A 16944-nucleotide genomic window follows, 5' to 3' on the forward strand; every position below is an offset into this window, starting at 1 on the left:
CGTCCTATCTCTCTATTTAACAGTCCACTCATGTACGTTAATAAACATACCGAAGTCGCTTGGTGTAGCGCCTTGAACACGTTTATTTACTGCTCCTAATGCTGTTGTTGCATAAATGGAAGGCATTGGTACTTCTTGTTGTGTTATTTCTTGTAATTCACCATACAACGCTTTTATTTTCACTTCATCTACTTCAGTCGCTAATGCAGCTAAAATTTCATTCACACGTGCATTGTGATAAGCGTTTGGATTGCCTTCCCCTAAGAAGTAAGAAATATCAGGAAGTGGATTAATCGGTGTAATAGATACTGTTAAAATCGCTAAATCATATTTCTGACTTACAATTTCATCAATAATCGTTCCGAAATCCATCATTTGGATTTCAGCTGTAATACCTGCTTCACGTAAGTTTTCTACGATGATGTTTGCAGCCTGCTCTAATGTTGCATCACCTGATAACACAGCTAATTTCAACTTTTTGCTTGAATCCCATCCAGACTCCGCTAATAATTGTTTGGCTTTTTCTAAATCATACTTAACGGGTTTAACTTCTTCATTTAAGTATGGGCTGTTGCTTGGGAAGAAGCCATCTGTTACTTCACCCGCACCTTTTAATAGATTATCAATAATTAATTGACGGTTCATCGCATATGAAATGGCTTGACGTTGCTTGGCATCCGCTACAACATTTTCATTAATATACATATATTGTGTAGCTAATGGTTCACCATAAGCCGTTGTTAATGTATTTAAACCTTGCACATTTGCATAATCTGATACCGGAATAACACCTGCAGACGGTATGTTCATATCAATTTCACCGCTTTTTAATTGAGCAGCAATTTGATTTCCTTGTAATACCTTAAAGTTTAATTGATCTAAAGAAGAAGCACCTTTGAAGTAATTTTTATTGGGTACCATTTCTACATAATGTGAACGATCCATTTTTGAAATGATGAATGGACCAGATGTAACGGTTGGATTTTGCATAAAATCACTTGCATTTAGCTCTTCCACTGCAATTTTTTCAAGTTGTGCCTTTGGTAATGTTAATAAATAACGCCCTACTGTATCTTGGAAAATCGATAACGTTGTTGGTTTTTTTGTTTTAATTTGAATTGTATCTCCATCTACTTTTGTCACGCCAGAAATAGAACTAGAACCTTGTGGTAAATAACCGCTATCATCTAAACCTTCCACAATAGCAAACATGTACGCATAATTTGACGCTACGACAGGATTTGCCATTAATTGCAATGTGTAAATTACGTCATCTGTTGTAATATCTGTACCATCTGTCCATTTTGCTTCTTTGTTTAAGTTAATTGTAAATGTTTGATTATCTTGTGTTGTAATAGAATCAGCTAACATTGGCTGATAGTTTAATTTTGAATCTAAATCAACTAATGGTAAAAATAATAGATTTGAAACATAAGTAGAAACTAATCCACTTGGTTGTAATGGATTAATGTTACTAGCTGGGTACGTAACACCGATATTGACAACATTTTTATCACTGCTTTTTCCCTTAGAAGAAGGTTCATCGTTACCACATGCTGCTAAAACCACTAGTACTGCCATTGTTAATAACGCTAACATAAAATTTTTCGAGTTTTTGAACATTGTTATTTCTCCTATTTCTCTAAATTAGGTGCTTCATTATGAATGTAATGAAATGATTTGCTTTTCGCCCGCTTCAATCTTACTTTGTATACGATTACTTAAAGGAGGCATCGGACAGTTAAAAGAAGATGAAAATGCGCATGGCGGTAAAAAGGCTTTATTAAAATCAAGAAGTACCGTTTCATCGTCTAATTGTTCGATGACTAACATACGACCCATACTATATGTTTCGTTACCGCTTGTTGCATCTCGGAAAATAATAATTGAATATCGCCCAGATTGAAATGGTCGAAGCCTATAATGTACTCCGCCAATTTCCACTTCAATGACCCCTATTGAAGCATGGCTACGCGCTGCACGATGAGCATCACCCGTATGAGAAAATTCAATCATCGCATCATCTTTTATAAGCTTTCCGTTATAAATTGCTTGTTTGTTCATTTCGTATGCACCAATATGGCTAAACGTTTGGAGTGCAGGGCTGTTTTCATCCCAAATGGCTAATAAATGCATAGAGCCAGGCTGACTAGTTGCCATTGCAGAGATGCCATTCCGCGTTTGCACGATTGTTTCATCCGCAATTATATGCACCTCACCTTCCACTAGCACGCCGTTAATGAATAATTGGTCTTCAGCAGTTGCCGTTAATGTAAGCCCTAGTTCGGATGGATTTGTCGGCTTCCAGCTTCCAGCAATTTGTTTCACTGTTGTTTCACGCGTTAACTCATGCATTGCGATTAAAGTTAAATCACCTTGTGCACCCGTCACGTCTATATGGCGTTGCTTATGCCAGGCTTGTAATTGTTCGGTATACATATTTGCATCAGTCCTTTAATAAAAATTCACGTACAACGTTTAAGAAGTCTTTATGCTCTTCGATAAATGGCATATGACCACTCTTTTCAAATACAGCCAACTGTGAATTTTTAATTAATGAATGCATTACTTCTGACTGTGTTAATGGCGTAATCCAATCGTGACGACCTGCTACAATCAAAGTAGGTATTTCAAGATTGGCAATTTGTGCGCGCACATCGTATTGTGGCATTAAATATTTGAATGTATAATTTGTAATTTCTAAAGATCCAATTGGACGGCTTCCTGTATCACCACCTAGTTCCTCTTGATAATCGTACCAATATAAATCCCAGCAAATATCCCACCATTGGATTAAATGATTGTCATCACGAATGTTTCCTTCAAATAACTCTGGAATAGTTTGAACTTGTTGTTCCGTTCCAATACGTTGCGCAAACGCTTTAGCTTCTTTATAGAAATCATAGCTTGGTGCAGTGTTAACTAGTAATAACTTACTTACCGATTGTGGGTAGCGCGTAGCATATACTTGGGCAATCATTCCACCAAAAGAATGACCTAGTACAGCAATTTTATCTAAGCCTAGATAATTACGTAACGCTTCAATATCATCCGCTAACTGTTCAAATGTTGCTGTCGTCACATCGATACGCTCTGATTGACCGTTGCATCGTTGATCTAAATAAACAATCTGGTAGTATTCGGCTAATGGCGTTAACCACGGCTTAAAATCGGAGTGATCACTACCTGGACCACCATGTACTGCAAAAAGTATTGGTTTTTTCACCATTTTTGGTCCTAGTGGAATATACCCTGAACCTTCTACATCAAAATAAATTTTCGTTCCATTAATCGCTGCAAACATTATGTTCCTCACTTTATCAGATTAATTTTATTTATATAATAATTAAAACTACTTAGTTATTATCTTAATTCCTATTTGTTTAGTCAAGTTTTTTTAAAAAGAGAAATACTATTACAAATAATAGAGTAATAGTGAAAAAAATTATAGTTATTTTTTCATAAAAAATAATGATTCTGCATAAAAACATGTTTTACTGCTAAAATTATATCCTATAAAGTGAGTAAGAACGATCACTAGTATTATTGCGCAAGTTCATCTTCTCTCAGGAAGGTTTTCACTGAATATAAAAAGCTCAAATAACTTACTAGTTATTTGAGCTTTTTATATTCACTTTACATCTTGTTGCAACAATTGAATTTCTTCCACCGTTAAGTTTGTTAACTCCAATCATCTTCTTCGCAATGGCTTCCATACTTACTTGTATTCCTTTTTGGATCCCTGCTTGTTCGGCATGATATTTTGCATTTTCTATTGTTGCCGCTTCATTAATCATATATTTGACTCGTGATGTTCGTTGAAATCCTTACCCTATAGAATCGAGCTGTACTTTATGTGTTAAAAGTGAAAGCCACTCCAAAAATTTGGCGACTGATTTATTTACATTATTTCAAAATCAAAAAGAGAAACACAATGAAAATTTATATTTAGTCCTTCTCCCTTTCTTTTACCCTAATAATCGCTTTTTCAGATATATCTAATGCACTTACACTACAGCCTTGCTTAGCCATATAAATGGAATTTCTACCTAGGCCACAACCTAATTCTAAAACCCTTTTAGGAGAAAGTCCTTTACTAAAATATTCTTCCAAGTTATCATCAAGTCCTTTAACCTTAAAAAGCGGAATATCTTTTTTCTATCTTTATAAAAATTTTCCCAAAATTCCTTTCGTTCTCTTAATAAATCATCTAACATTTCTAATAAATTTTCATAATCTAATATTCTCCTCTCCACCCTGATTACCTCCTTAAATAGCCCTACCTATATTTTACCAATACCTTACATAGATCTTGTTACAACACGTTAAATTGCATTTAAATTGTAGAATTTAATAGGGAATACCAACTGCTAAATAGCATTTAAATAGCATGTTTTACTTGATTTAGAACGTTAATCATCTTTTTAATACCAATATACTACACAGAAATAAAAATGTTGAATGCGCTTCTATAGCAATTACAGGGTGTTGTAATTTTGGTAATTTATATTTTTTGTAACAATTGTGACGATATCGTAACATCGTTCTCTAACTAAACTTCCTCATTAGTTTAAGTCCATTTAAATTAGGAGAACTACCCCAAAAAGTATCAAAAAAATCCATTTAGAGTTTAATCAAAATGGATTCTTTATTAAAATATAATTTTTATTTGGGATACTATTGCGCTCCATAACCACCATCAATAACAATAGACTGTCGCATCGCTAATTCCTCTAATACTTTATAAATATCTTCAGAGACTTTCTGTTTACGACCATCTACCATACCAACAAACACTATGTTCAGTTGACAAACTTACTTTTAATCATATGATCACTAATAAAAAAAACGGTAACATAAACAAATGCCACTCCTGTGTAAATGGAAAATAATTCTATATCCCATTCTGTTAACAGTAAAAGCACACAAACACAAATTAATCCACAGGCAAAATGTTTCATATAAGAAAGTAAAATATGTTTAGTTCGTAATTCAATCACGATGGATGCTAAAATTCCAATAGTAAATAGTATTGGAACTGAAATTATACTTACACCAAGCCCGATTGCGAAATAAGAGTTCGTAAAATCGTTAAAGAAAAAAGGTACGATAAAGTAACATATGATCGCTGTTACAAAAGCTGCTAACAATTTTCTGTTAAACATATTTTCACTCCTTCACTCACAACTCGTAATAAGCGATAATGTTTTATGTTTTCATTCAGTTGTCCTCTACTGAAAATACACAAGAACGCAAAGTGTTTCTTCTTATATAAAGATTAACTGATACACTACGCTCAATCAAATATTTTAAGTTATAAGTTCTTAGACTGCTCCTATATCAAAACTTACGTTTTTTAAAATTATGCTACTGATTGTTGTGTTTGTAATAACACATTCATTCGATCAACTGCTAATTTACAGGGATTATAAATAAACGTCACCAGGTTGAAGTGGAGTTTTGCTTTTTTACCTGTACGGTGACGGACGTTGTTTAATTAAAATTATTGTTTTAAATAGGCATTGACCCGTTCTACCGCTGTACGTTCTTTATGAAATTTCTCCCAAAATTCTGAGCCACGTGCTGGGTACGTATACTTTCTAATATCCGTCGCAAATTTGATTTTAAACACCTTTTGGCAAAGTGAATCATCACGTAACGGACAGCTTGCACATTCTTTCGGTCGTGTGTATTTTAACCTATTGTATTTATCATCAAAGCTATCGTAACAGTAACTATGTTCGCTTACACAAATTGGTCTAAAATATTCATCGAATCCTAGATATTCACTTTCATTTCGAATATTGTACGTAATGACTACACGCATCGTTTGGGCTAATGCTTGTTTATAAATCGGTTCATAATCATAACCTGCATCAAATATCGTTGTCGTAAAATGTTTAGGCATAATAGAAACTATTTTTTTGAGTAGGGGGATGACCGCTTTACTGTCAGATAAATTACCTGAAGACATGAGGCGACCTACAGTATATTGACTTTTCGTTGAAACAGCCAGATGTCCCTTAAAGCGACCAGAACGTATTTTTACCGTAAATCGCATCAAAACGGCGCGAACTTTCCATTTCGAATAATTGCTGGATGTCAAAAAGGCTAATTTGTTTTACAATAGTCATGAGGCATACACTCCGTTCGTATAAGGTTGGTTTAGTCGCTACCATTATACCGAATTTGGGGAGGTGCTCATTTTTATTTAATCGAAACCCCTGATACTAAAGCGATTGGAATTATGAAATTAACTCATCTATAAAATTTATTTGTTTATTTCTTGGTTCCTTGATTTCTAATACGGAATTTAGTTAATATTTAATTAATCTAAAAAATAAGGAGGAATATATATGGAAAACAAAAAACTTTTTAGATACCTATTTACTATTTGTTTATCATTTTTGTTAATACCATCTATTACTGTCTTTGCTTATGAAGATGAATCCTTCAATCAATATTTTTCAGATTTCCAAGTAAATAAAAATACAAATGAGATTATTGTAAAATGGAACTCCATACCTGTCGCAAAAAAATATATAGTTAAACACAACCACGAAATATTGTACGAAGGAACTGAAGCACAATTCGAGAGTAAAAATCTTTCTGAAGGTAGCCTTAATGAATATGAAATAGCAGCTATTGATAATAACGACCAAGTACTCTCAAACTCACATATAAAAATATATACTACATTATCAAATAATGAAGAAATAGGAATAGACACATTCTCTACAACATCGAGTATCATTTTAGACTGGCCTGATGTAGATAATATTATTGAATATTCTATTTATAGAGATAATCAATTCATTGGAGTCACAAAAGAAAGCCATTTCATAGATAATACTCCATCTGCAAATACCGAATATCAATATACAATTACTGGTGAAGTACCTTTTACTACTACCCGATTTGAGCAAATAATCAAACAAGTAAAACTAGATTTCCTAAATTATTTGCTAACAGATGATGAGACTAAATCTGCTAACAGTTTATACTCACAAGTATATAAAGAATTAGAAGAAAATCCTTTCGACTTAATAGAATTTTCCACTCCAGTTAAAACTTTAGAAGAAAATGTCCAAAAAATTTCTCTGCAAAATTATAGAGTAAAGCCACAAATAATGCCTTTAGCTATATCAACAAATACATGGATAAAAATTAATACTATGATTTTAAATACTTCTAAATATCCTGGATATATACCAGCACCAATTGGTAGCTACTATTACGGAACAGATAATCGTACTACAATAACTTCCCAAGGAAGTACACGCTCATCACTAGAAGCATCAATCAATTGGTCAACATTGGCAGTTAGGGAAACAAAATCAATCGGTTGGACAAATCGTTACACAAAAAACTCCAATGAAATATATACATTTGTTGACCGAAAACAAGCATCTGGTAATAATGTTTATTTAGGAGCAACTAAAAAAACTAGTTCAATGATTGATATTAATTTCATTCACAAAGCAGCTCACCCTTATTACACATTAGCACCAAATGTAGAATACGAGTTCCGTACAGAAATTTATAAAGATGGGACTACAAAAATCAGAGGGTACCACACATTATTTCCGTCACTAGGTATTTTTAGAAGTGATGGTTCAGGATATAAGACTATTTATACTCATAATCAAGGTTCAAGGACACCTTGGAATTTATATTCACATAAAACTATAAACATAATGAAATAACTAGATTACAAAATCTAAATAAAACGCAAAGAGCAATCCGTTCATATTTCGGATTGCTCTTTCGTAATTATTCACATGCTAATCTGCGTCCACCATATGTGATGCGAAGTTTTCGTTATGGATTTCTTCATGAACAGGGATGAAGATACTAACCTGCTCGGTAGGTTCGACATCGTCATTGGCAACCGAGTGAACGACCCCTTTTGGTACAAGGAAAGTGTCCCCTTCTTGATAGGATTTCCACTCCCCATTTTGCAGAAGTTTTACTTTTCCTTTTGTAATATGAATTACTTCTGCCACGTCGTGATAATGGGGCAATACGGCTCCACCTACTTCTATGCGTTCTCTTAAGACCGAACTAACACTGACGCCGAGTTCATTTGCCTCTTTGGCACTTAGAAGTTCGCGGTGATAGACTTTACGGTGCTCTGTAAATACATTCCACTTTAATGCTTCGCCAATTTTTACTTTCGTTTTGTTTTCGTTCATTTCCAATTCTCCTTACTATACATTTTCATTTACTTGTAATAGCTGATTCAGTTGAAAATAACGGTGCCTGTCTTACCAAGAATGGCATCCTTTGCTTTCTCTAGCGAAGTGATGATTGATTTGCGACCTTGCTTCCCCTTGACGAATGATATGGCTGCCTGAATTTTTGGAAGCATACTGCCTGGTGCAAAATGCCCTTCTTTCATCAACCTTTCTGCCTCTTCGATCGATAACTGATTCAGGTTTTGCTGATTTGGTTTCCCAAAGTTAATTGCGACTTTTTCGACAGCTGTCAATATGAACAGAAAATCTACATTCAACTCATCCGCTAAACATTTACTTGCTAAATCTTTGTCAATAACCGCTTCTACGCCGATTAAAGCATGATTCTTTTCCTCCACTACAGGTATACCCCCACCACCAACAGCGATGACAATACGCCCTGCATTAACTAAGTCCTGGATAATATCTTTTTCAACGACTTTAACCGGAGCAGGCGATGGAATAACCCGACGGTAGCCACGTCCTGAATCTTCTATATAATGGTCACCCGTTTCAGCCATTAATCTTTCAGCCTCTTCTTTTGAATAAAAAGAACCAATTGGCTTTGTTGGATTTTGAAAGGCGTGATCGTTCTTATCAACTACTACCTGACTGACAACTGTTGCAACTGATTTGTTAATTGAACGTTTTAACAGTTCCTCATGGAGTGCATTTTGCAAATGGTAGCCAATATACCCTTGGCTCATTGCCCCACATTCAGCAAATGGCATACTAGGAATATTTGCATGTTCCTTTGAGCCCTTTTCGAATGCCAAATTGATAGAACCGACTTGCGGCCCGTTACCATGGGCAATCACTACTTCATGACCTTGTTCAATTAAATCAACAATTGGCTTGGCTGAATCGTGTACTAATTGTAGTTGCTCTTCAGGAGTAGAACCGAGTGCATTTCCTCCAAGCGCTATTAATATTCTACTCATTTGCCTCTTCCTCTCCATATAGTTTATAGAAACGAAGCAATCCTTTTTCGAAGCATTCCTTTGGAGGATGGACAATGCCTGCGCCAATCTGCCCGATTCCTGCTACTTTATGTGCCATGCCGGTATTAATAACAGGAAGAATGCTTGTTTCAATCACTTTTCGAACATCAATTCCAAAGGCAGCTCCGCGGAAATTTAGCGTTGGTATAGCATAATTGCTATTTTCACTTACTGTAATGTCATACATTTGTTCGCTATATTGAATAGCATCTTCTACCTCTCCTCCAACAAATTGAACAATTGCAGGCGAACCGCCCATCGCAAACCCACCAATTCCCATTGTTTCCGTAATGGCACTATCCCCTAAATCCCTAGTTGCATCCTGCTCTGAATAGCCTGGGAAATATAAGCCTTTAATAAAGTTTGCAGGTGCGGTAAACCATTCCTTGTCACCTAGCCCGCTAATGCGAATACCAAATTCAACCCCATTCCTCGCCATTGTCGTAACAACCGTGGAATATGGAACGCCGTGTCCTGCATCAAGTGAAGCTTTACATGCTGGCATGGACAGGTTCAAGAAATAGTGTTCATTGTTTTGAATAAAGCGCAAGACCTCTCGCAATGTGTCCGTCTTGCAATCTGTTTGCATAAAATAGTCAGTCATTTCCCTATAGAAAAGGCTTGTTGCTGCCTTATTGCGGTTGTGGCACTCATCTCCCATATGAAGAGCCTGCGCGATGATGGCTTTTAAATCTATGCCATCTGTTAGGACAAGTGCCTTTTTCAAAGCCGGAGCAAAAACATCGCGCAGCCACTTTAGCCGATCAATTACATCGCTAGAAAAAGCTCCAAAACGTAGCACTTTGCCTAGACCTTCATTAATCGTACAATAAGCACGGTTTCCATGTGTTCGATTTTCGATGATATGCACTGGCATGGAAGGAGAGACGATGCCCGCCATTGGTCCCACTGTTGAATGCTCATTGCATGAGCCAAATTCAATTGCTCCAGCCTCAATCAATGCTCTTGCTTGTTCCTCATCCGCTGCCATCCCTTCAAAAATAAGTGCGCCAATCACTGCCCCCTGCATCGGACCCGCCATGTTTTCCCATGCAATAGGAGAGCCAGCATGCAGTATTTTTTTGCTGTGCATTCCAGGTATGACATCAATAGCTAGTCCAATATCAATTAAGAAAGGGTGTGCATCTTTTATGCGTTGTATCGATTCTTGATTCGCCTTTTCCACTTTTTCATTTTCCTGAAAGAAATCTAATGCTTCGAGCAATTGTAGATTGCCCCCTGCAGGCGGTTGCCAGTCCACTTGGATGGTTTCAACGCCTTGCAGCTCCAAATCTTCTTTAAATTTGGATGTGCCGATATTAATTACTTGTAATGGCTGATTAAAAAGCTCATTCGCTGTACTCAATTTAATTGACCTCCTTTTGTACAAGCATCGCGGCAATTCTTGTTGCCATTTCATTGCTATCGGCAACAAAAGCGCCTATAGATTGAAGTTTCTTTAGTTGCTGCTGATAATCTTGTTTATCTTTAGAAGTGCCGCAAATATAAGTAACGATTGGCAAGTGCCTTCCTGCCTGTGTAGCCTCGTCTCTTGCTAATTGAAGCGTCTCTAGTGTTACACCTACCGGATCTTCATGGGCACCATATCCCAATTCAAAGTCTAATAACAGAACAGCAGTTTGAGGGTCTCGTGCTTCTTGAAGAATCCGCTCATTTCTAAGTGAAGGCTCTATCATCGGATGTGGTTTACCTTTTGTAAATTCATCATCGCCCATATCAAGCAACGTATGACCTACACTATAGGTAATGTCGTTAAGTTTCTCTTCCTCTTTTTTAGCGACATTACTTTTGACGCTTATTCCTGAAGAGCGGAGAATGGATAATGCTTCTGCTGTCAGCGTACCACCGCAGAATAATCCACGAATGTCTTGCTGAACATCTGCTAATTTTGCTTTTTCTTCAGCAATCCATCGTTGAACGCTCTTTGCAATGTCCGTTTCGATTACGGCTTGCGTATCAAGTAATTGAACAGATTTGCGGGCAGCATCAATTAATGTAGGAGAAAAGTTGGCTCCTGCTGCCTCAACTGCTTTTGCATCACCATCTAAAAAGCAGACTACAACGGGTTTTCGGCATTTTTTCACTTCTGCAAGAATTTTGTCCTGAACATTTCGCGCTGGAGGTTTAGAAATTAATGTGATGACCTTCGTATTGTCATCGTTCTCCAATGCTTGAAGCCCTTGAAGCATCATAATTCCACCAATTGATTCATGGAGATCGCGACCTCCCGTTCCAATCGCCTGTGTAATACCGTAACCAAGTCGATCAATTTGTACCGTCACTTCCTGTAGCCCTGTTCCGGAGGCTGCCACTAGTCCAATGCCTCCTTCGCTTACTTTATTGGCAAAGCACAGTCCACTGCGATTGATAATTGCTGTCCCGCAGTCTGACCCCATAACGAATAAACCGTTGTCTCTCCCTATTTCCTTCAAAACTTTTTCATCTTCCATACTTACATTGTCACTGAACAGCATAACGTGCATGCCTTTTTTTAAGGCTTGACTCGCTTCGCGCGCTGCATATTTTCCTGGAACGGAGATAATCGCCATATTAGCATCCGGTAAGAGATGCAATGCAGAAGTCAGCGTTTTCGCTGTATGATAATTGTCTTTTCCTTTCTTTACCTTTTTGGAAGTTAATTCTGTGTGGATAAGTGTTATCACTTCCTCTGCTCGCTCATCTGTATCTGTAATCAAGGCAATAATTAAATCATTTCCCGTAGCTACTTTCGCCTCATCCGTTAGCAGACCAATGTTTTCTAGCAACGCTTTGTTCATTTCGGTTGCCATCGAAACAACAGCCTGCTCGACGCCATCCATACGATTTATTTTGCTTGATAGTGACATTAATGTTACCGAGTCATGATAGGCGTTACTTTCTATCAATACTTTAGATGTCATAATTATTTTTCCTCCTTTAGGTCGATAAGCTGTTGATATGCTACGCTAACACCAGTCAGCATATCTGTCCCAGAGGTCGATCCCATTTCTAAAATACGCTGTAAATGAGGGATTGGATTACCATCTATGTTGTCCAATACATTAAGTAAAGCTTCGTTGACCTGTCCCTCCAGGCATTGCTTTAGCATAAAATAGCTTACCGTAGTCGTTCTACCTTTCAATCTCTGCAACCATTTTGCGCTACAGCTTTCCATTTTTTTATATAGTGGGGATTCAAAATACTGCCAGGTAGCTAATAACCCTGTTAGAAAATCATCGCCAGACGGTGTTAACCCCATGCCAAGTCCCGCAAAGTTATCAAAAAACCTGTCAAACTTATCTGCCTTCATATCATCTTTTAGCTGCTCTAACCCTTCAAGAAACGGAGAGAAATAGATATTTTTTCGTGTAGCCATAGGAACTTCCCAGTCTGGATACGTGAAGCTTTTCCACGCCGCGTAGATTCCTCCTGTTGCTCCGTGTTGTAGGATAAAATTGTTTAATAGCCGCAAGCGGGATACAGTTGGCTTTAGCTTTGCTTGACAGTGCGGCTTAATATTCCTATTCCAAATGGCCGCATTGGAAAAATCCCATTGCCAATCGTTGATTTTCAATAAATTATAATCAATTAAACAAATAGATTTAGTCAACATTATGGTCGAACACATCTTAGAAAAATAGTCATTCTGACAGGTTTTCATCATGCTAGGTGATTGAATCACCCCATTCTTTGCCAAAGAAAAGAGCATTGTACCGTCATCAGTTGTGAAATTTACTACATTATCGAAAACACTGTGGACTACTCCAATTGGTTCACCAATTGATTGTTGGCGCATCCATTCAAGTAGACGACCGTCCATCTGATTGATTTTACCTGTATATGTTGGAACCATAGATATCACCATATTCTCATGATAGCTAGTAGAATTACGGATACGGGCATGCATTGGACATGTGAATGTAGCATGCCCTCAACTGTTTATTCTCTTAAATGAAAACGCTTTAGTAAATACTTCGTGCAAATGCTTTCTTCGTTAATCTTCAAGTGCAACAAGCAAATTTTTCGATGGAGCTGTCCACCCAAAGATGCCACCTTGCTGGTTAATCATGTGAATGGAGTCTTCATGGTCTTTTGGATCAAATGCTGCTGAGCAATCTTCAAGTAGTAAACAGTCAAATCCACGGTCATTCGCTTCACGAATCGTCGTTTGAACACAGACATGAGTCGTTACCCCTGCAACAAGCAAATGTGTAATACCTTTATTGTTTAAAATCACTTCAAGATCTGTTTGATAAAAAGAACCTTTTCCAGGTTTATCAATAATAACTTCGCCTTCAACAGGCTTTAGCTCGTCCACAATATCATGACCATACTCACCGCGGATAAGAATTCTTCCCATTGGACCTTCATCACCAATGCCTGCTCCTTGCTTGCTGCCGCGTTTTAATTTACTTGGCGGGCAATCTGATAAATCTAGGCGATGCCCTTCACGAGTGTAAATAACCATCATGCCCTTTTCACGTGCAACTTCCAAAACCGTCTTAATAGTAGGAATAATAGAGCGTGTTAGCGTAATATCATTCCCTAGCTTTTCACCAAAGCCACCCGGTGCACAAAAGTCACGCTGCATATCAATAATGATTAACGCTGTTGTTTCTAACTCAAATTCAAAACTATAAGGTTTCGCTTCTATTGTATATACTTGATTCATGTAGATCTCCCTCTCGAATGGTATTCAAAACATCTAGCTTTAGAAAACTGACCGCAATGATTTTTTTGATGAAACGGAAAATAATACAGGAAAAACTTGAGTCCATTATATGGAGATAGGCAACTAAACTCAAACGTTTATAATCCGACGTTATAAGTTAGCCTAATGAAGGAAGAAGATTTTATGTCTTTTTAGAAAAGACGCAGGACAGCGTTTACTAGCTCAGCACCTAGAAAGATTCCTACTACCCCAACAATACCAATAAGAGGGGGAGCCGGCACTGGCAGCTTGATGAATTTGAATAAAATGCCTACAAGTAAACCTCCTATGAATGACAAGATAATCTGCAACATCTTACATTCTCCTTTTTTAGTGGGATGTATTCATTAAAAACCGCATAACCAAACATTTTCTGGTGGCTCGTTTACGTACTCACATTTCTCTTTTCTTTGAGAGAATTGAAAAGAGAATCCATTAGTACACCTCCTAAAAATATACCTACCATTCCAAATATACCTACCAAAGGAGGGGCAGGTAACGGTAACTTAACTAAAGAAAATAATATCCCTACAATCAAACCACCGGCTAAAGACAAAAGATAGTCACGCATTTCCAACACTCCTTGTATTCCAAAGTGTAATTCAGAAACTAAATACCTAAATCGTCTATGATGACTGCTGTTTATTGAAACCTCCCTCCTTCAATACCTACATGATAGCATTTGAAAGCGTTTTAATCATTGTAAGAAGTTGATATTTATTTCTCTTTTAATTGGCAACTTTCTACAAAGCATAACGCCTTTTTTACAAAAAAAAGACATTGTCGAGAAGACAATGTCCAACGTAAAGTCGTCGCTAGGGTTCTTCACCCTCACCCTTTTTTCAGTTGTAAGTATTGATGCAATTGGTAGGCTAATGAAATTTCTGTTAATTCGAAGCCGTCCTCACCGTCGATGCCAAGTTCTTTCAGCTTATTGATTCGGTAACGCATCGTATTATAATGAACAAACATATCCTCTGCCGTTTTTTGCACATTTGTATTATTTTTAATGTAGTACTTAAGCGTTTCTAAAAGATTTGTATTTTTCTTTTTATCATATTCGAACACTTTTCCTAATTTTTCGGTTACGAAATCTTCCAGCATGTAAAGATTATCAACATAATGAAACAGTCGGAACAAGCCGATATCGCCATAAAAATGAACGTAGGACTGTTTTTGTAAATGTTCTTTATAAACTTGAAACACTAATGTTGAATTGTCATAGTACTCTTTCATTTGGTTAAAATGATGGACTGTATCGGATATACTAACCCCAAGATGTCCATTTTTCTCAAACAACGTGACTATCGTATCCCCTAGATTTTGGAGTTTTTTCCGAACATTCTTTTCAGACACCAGACTAATAAAACATACTAAAGAGTCATTAATATAAAGAACTTTGCAATTTTCTATCGGAACATCCACCATTTTAGAAGCCGAGCCCTCAATTAGACCTGAATCAAGCATTTTGTGAAATATCGCCAATTTCTTTTCGCTATCTTTCTCATTTGTTTTGATGCTTACTAGAACAAGCGGAAATTGCAAGTTCCATCTAAACACTTTCGCTTTTTCAATCATTTCCGTTTGGGAAGTATATTGATTATGAAAAATGTCTCGGACAAAACTGCTTAAATGATTTCTTTCTTTTTGAAGCAATGTTTGCTCTGTTTGAAATAAAAAAGCGATTATAAAGGAGGCTTGTTCAATAGCAATAATTAAATCCTCTGTTAGATTTTTTTCTTTTTCTAACAATATGACCAAAAAGCCATAGTCATTGCCTCCTGCAAAAATGCACTGAATAAACAAATCATTTTTGTCAAAAACGGTATCATCGACTTGCACAGAAAATGTGCTTTTGCTCGCATCTGAATTGTACGCCTTGTGTTGGATTGAAATTTTATGTTCGTTGTGAAGTGAAGACCCGACATATTCAAAATCATTGTTAAGAAGCAAGACTGGGGCATGAACAAGACTAGCAATCGAATGAACGAACTTGTTGACATCTGTGCCCTCCAATAATAACTCCAGTAATTGCTGATGCATCTTATTTCGAAATTCCAACAGCGATGTCTTTACGTCTAAAAACTTTGTCAGTACTTGGTTAGTCAGTGTAGATAAGTTTGCACCATCTGGTAGCTTCATTAGCGGAATACCAAGTTCATTTGCTTGCTCCACCATAATGGTTGGAATTTCAGCGACATATCTTCCTGGCTTAATGGCAATTCCTGCAAGATTCAATTCAGCTAATTTTGGAATTAGTGTTTCAATATGCTCTGGTTTATCAGCAACAGGATACAAGGTAGTGAGTAGCAATCCGTTTTGATCGATATATGCGTAAATATCCGGAACTTCCATAAAATAGACATTTTCAACTCTGCGGCTCAATCCAGCCTCTCCTGCAAGGACTTCTACATCTTCAAATCCCTCCATGTTCAAAACATCACTTATTGTAATAAACATATTATCACTCCAGACGAGAAAAAAAGTTCCCTTATTTTCGTTTATTAGACCGCATGCATTATTACGTGACAGCTTCATGATGGATGGTTGTGGTGTTACCAAAGAAAAAACACACCGACAACCCATTTACTTTCAATGGATACTTCGTCAAACAAGATGTTTTTATTATAACACGAATAGCGACCACCCTTTGTTCCTCGACAATTAAAAGACAGTATTTTTATTCAAACATATGTATTTTCATAAAAAGAGAATAGTGGAAATAAAAAAGACTAAGCTACCAGCAATAAGCTTTCTTAGTCACGGATGATGCTGTTCATTTTGTTGCAACGTCATGAAGCAGTCGCACTATTTTTCACCCTTTTTTTGTAATATTCATTAATTTATCTTTCTATTACTATACAATATTGTTCTTTAAATTTTTAATGGTTCGGATTGTACATTTGTACCAGATAATTGAGAGATAGCTCTTCGTAGTTAACGCTGGAAAAGATGCTAGCTTATTAGTATCCCCTCTAATTTTCACTTCACTAGC

Annotated in this window: 17 protein-coding genes and 1 pseudogene; 1 reads left to right on the top strand and 17 read right to left on the bottom strand. The window is 36.7% G+C overall.

Annotated features, from left to right (window positions below; all coding sequences use genetic code 11):
* Window positions 1-12: 12 nt before the first annotated feature.
* The 8 genes and pseudogenes from LO754_RS11795 to LO754_RS11825 form a co-directional block, all read right to left on the bottom strand.
* Window positions 13-1623: an ABC transporter substrate-binding protein gene (locus LO754_RS11795; RefSeq protein WP_231784383.1), complete on the bottom strand. Its 1611-nt coding sequence runs from the start codon at window positions 1621-1623 to the stop codon at window positions 13-15.
* A 36-nt stretch (window positions 1624-1659) separates the two neighbouring features.
* On the bottom strand, window positions 1660-2439 hold the full coding sequence (locus LO754_RS11800; protein ID WP_231784384.1) for a DUF1684 domain-containing protein: 780 nt from the start codon (window positions 2437-2439) through the stop codon (window positions 1660-1662).
* Window positions 2440-2446: 7 nt separating this feature from the next.
* On the bottom strand, window positions 2447-3304 hold the full coding sequence (locus LO754_RS11805) for an alpha/beta fold hydrolase (RefSeq protein ID WP_024361610.1): 858 nt from the start codon (window positions 3302-3304) through the stop codon (window positions 2447-2449).
* A gap of 304 nt (window positions 3305-3608) precedes the next feature.
* Window positions 3609-3797: a hypothetical protein gene (locus LO754_RS11810; protein WP_024364814.1), complete on the bottom strand. Its 189-nt coding sequence runs from the start codon at window positions 3795-3797 to the stop codon at window positions 3609-3611.
* A gap of 151 nt (window positions 3798-3948) precedes the next feature.
* A complete protein-coding gene (locus LO754_RS23765; RefSeq protein WP_435892027.1) occupies window positions 3949-4113 on the bottom strand; it encodes a methyltransferase domain-containing protein in 165 nt (54 codons plus the stop codon).
* Window positions 4068-4256, bottom strand: coding sequence for a hypothetical protein (locus LO754_RS11815; RefSeq protein WP_024364813.1), 189 nt, complete (start codon window positions 4254-4256; stop codon window positions 4068-4070). The genes LO754_RS23765 and LO754_RS11815 overlap by 46 nt, the downstream gene beginning before the upstream one ends.
* Window positions 4257-4802: 546 nt before the next feature.
* Window positions 4803-5165: a hypothetical protein gene (locus LO754_RS11820; RefSeq protein ID WP_231784385.1), complete on the bottom strand. Its 363-nt coding sequence runs from the start codon at window positions 5163-5165 to the stop codon at window positions 4803-4805.
* A 197-nt stretch (window positions 5166-5362) separates the two neighbouring features.
* Window positions 5363-6050 (bottom strand): annotated as a pseudogene (locus LO754_RS11825) (transposase); the annotation flags it as partial.
* Window positions 6051-6356: 306 nt separating this feature from the next.
* Between LO754_RS11825 and LO754_RS11830 the strand changes: the two are divergent.
* Entirely contained in the window at window positions 6357-7706 is a 1350-nt protein-coding gene (locus tag LO754_RS11830; RefSeq protein WP_024364810.1) for a DUF3238 domain-containing protein, read from the top strand.
* Between the two features lie 78 nt (window positions 7707-7784).
* Here the strand turns inward: LO754_RS11830 and LO754_RS11835 are convergent, their stop codons facing one another.
* The 9 genes from LO754_RS11835 to LO754_RS11875 all read right to left on the bottom strand — a co-directional run bounded on the left by LO754_RS11835 (window position 7785) and on the right by LO754_RS11875 (window position 16409).
* Entirely contained in the window at window positions 7785-8195 is a 411-nt protein-coding gene (locus tag LO754_RS11835; RefSeq protein WP_024364809.1) for a cupin domain-containing protein, read from the bottom strand.
* A gap of 47 nt (window positions 8196-8242) precedes the next feature.
* On the bottom strand, window positions 8243-9178 hold the full coding sequence (gene arcC / locus LO754_RS11840; protein ID WP_231784386.1) for a carbamate kinase: 936 nt from the start codon (window positions 9176-9178) through the stop codon (window positions 8243-8245).
* On the bottom strand, window positions 9171-10604 hold the full coding sequence (locus LO754_RS11845) for a YlbE family protein (protein WP_231784387.1): 1434 nt from the start codon (window positions 10602-10604) through the stop codon (window positions 9171-9173). Before LO754_RS11845 ends, arcC begins: the two co-directional genes overlap by 8 nt.
* 1 nt (window position 10605) lies before the next feature.
* Window positions 10606-12159: an acyl-CoA synthetase FdrA gene (fdrA, locus tag LO754_RS11850; RefSeq protein ID WP_231784388.1), complete on the bottom strand. Its 1554-nt coding sequence runs from the start codon at window positions 12157-12159 to the stop codon at window positions 10606-10608.
* A 2-nt stretch (window positions 12160-12161) separates the two neighbouring features.
* Window positions 12162-13091 carry an oxamate carbamoyltransferase subunit AllH family protein gene (locus tag LO754_RS11855; protein ID WP_231784389.1) on the bottom strand — a complete coding sequence of 310 codons (930 nt, stop codon included), beginning with the start codon at window positions 13089-13091 and terminating at the stop codon, window positions 12162-12164.
* Between the two features lie 141 nt (window positions 13092-13232).
* Window positions 13233-13910, bottom strand: a complete 678-nt coding sequence (locus LO754_RS11860) for a cysteine hydrolase family protein (protein ID WP_025219576.1) — start codon at window positions 13908-13910, stop codon at window positions 13233-13235.
* Window positions 13911-14101: 191 nt separating this feature from the next.
* Window positions 14102-14263 (bottom strand): XapX domain-containing protein, encoded by a 162-nt coding sequence (locus tag LO754_RS11865; RefSeq protein WP_024364803.1) that lies wholly within the window; start codon window positions 14261-14263, stop codon window positions 14102-14104.
* A 71-nt stretch (window positions 14264-14334) separates the two neighbouring features.
* Window positions 14335-14520 carry a XapX domain-containing protein gene (locus LO754_RS11870; protein ID WP_024364802.1) on the bottom strand — a complete coding sequence of 62 codons (186 nt, stop codon included), beginning with the start codon at window positions 14518-14520 and terminating at the stop codon, window positions 14335-14337.
* A gap of 260 nt (window positions 14521-14780) precedes the next feature.
* A complete protein-coding gene (locus LO754_RS11875; RefSeq protein WP_231784390.1) occupies window positions 14781-16409 on the bottom strand; it encodes a PucR family transcriptional regulator in 1629 nt (542 codons plus the stop codon).
* Between the last annotated feature and the right edge of the window lie 535 nt (window positions 16410-16944).

The organism is Lysinibacillus sp. GJ-1 (assembly GCF_021166035.1).
GTDB classification, from domain to species: Bacteria; Bacillota; Bacilli; order Bacillales_A; family Planococcaceae; genus Lysinibacillus; species Lysinibacillus sphaericus.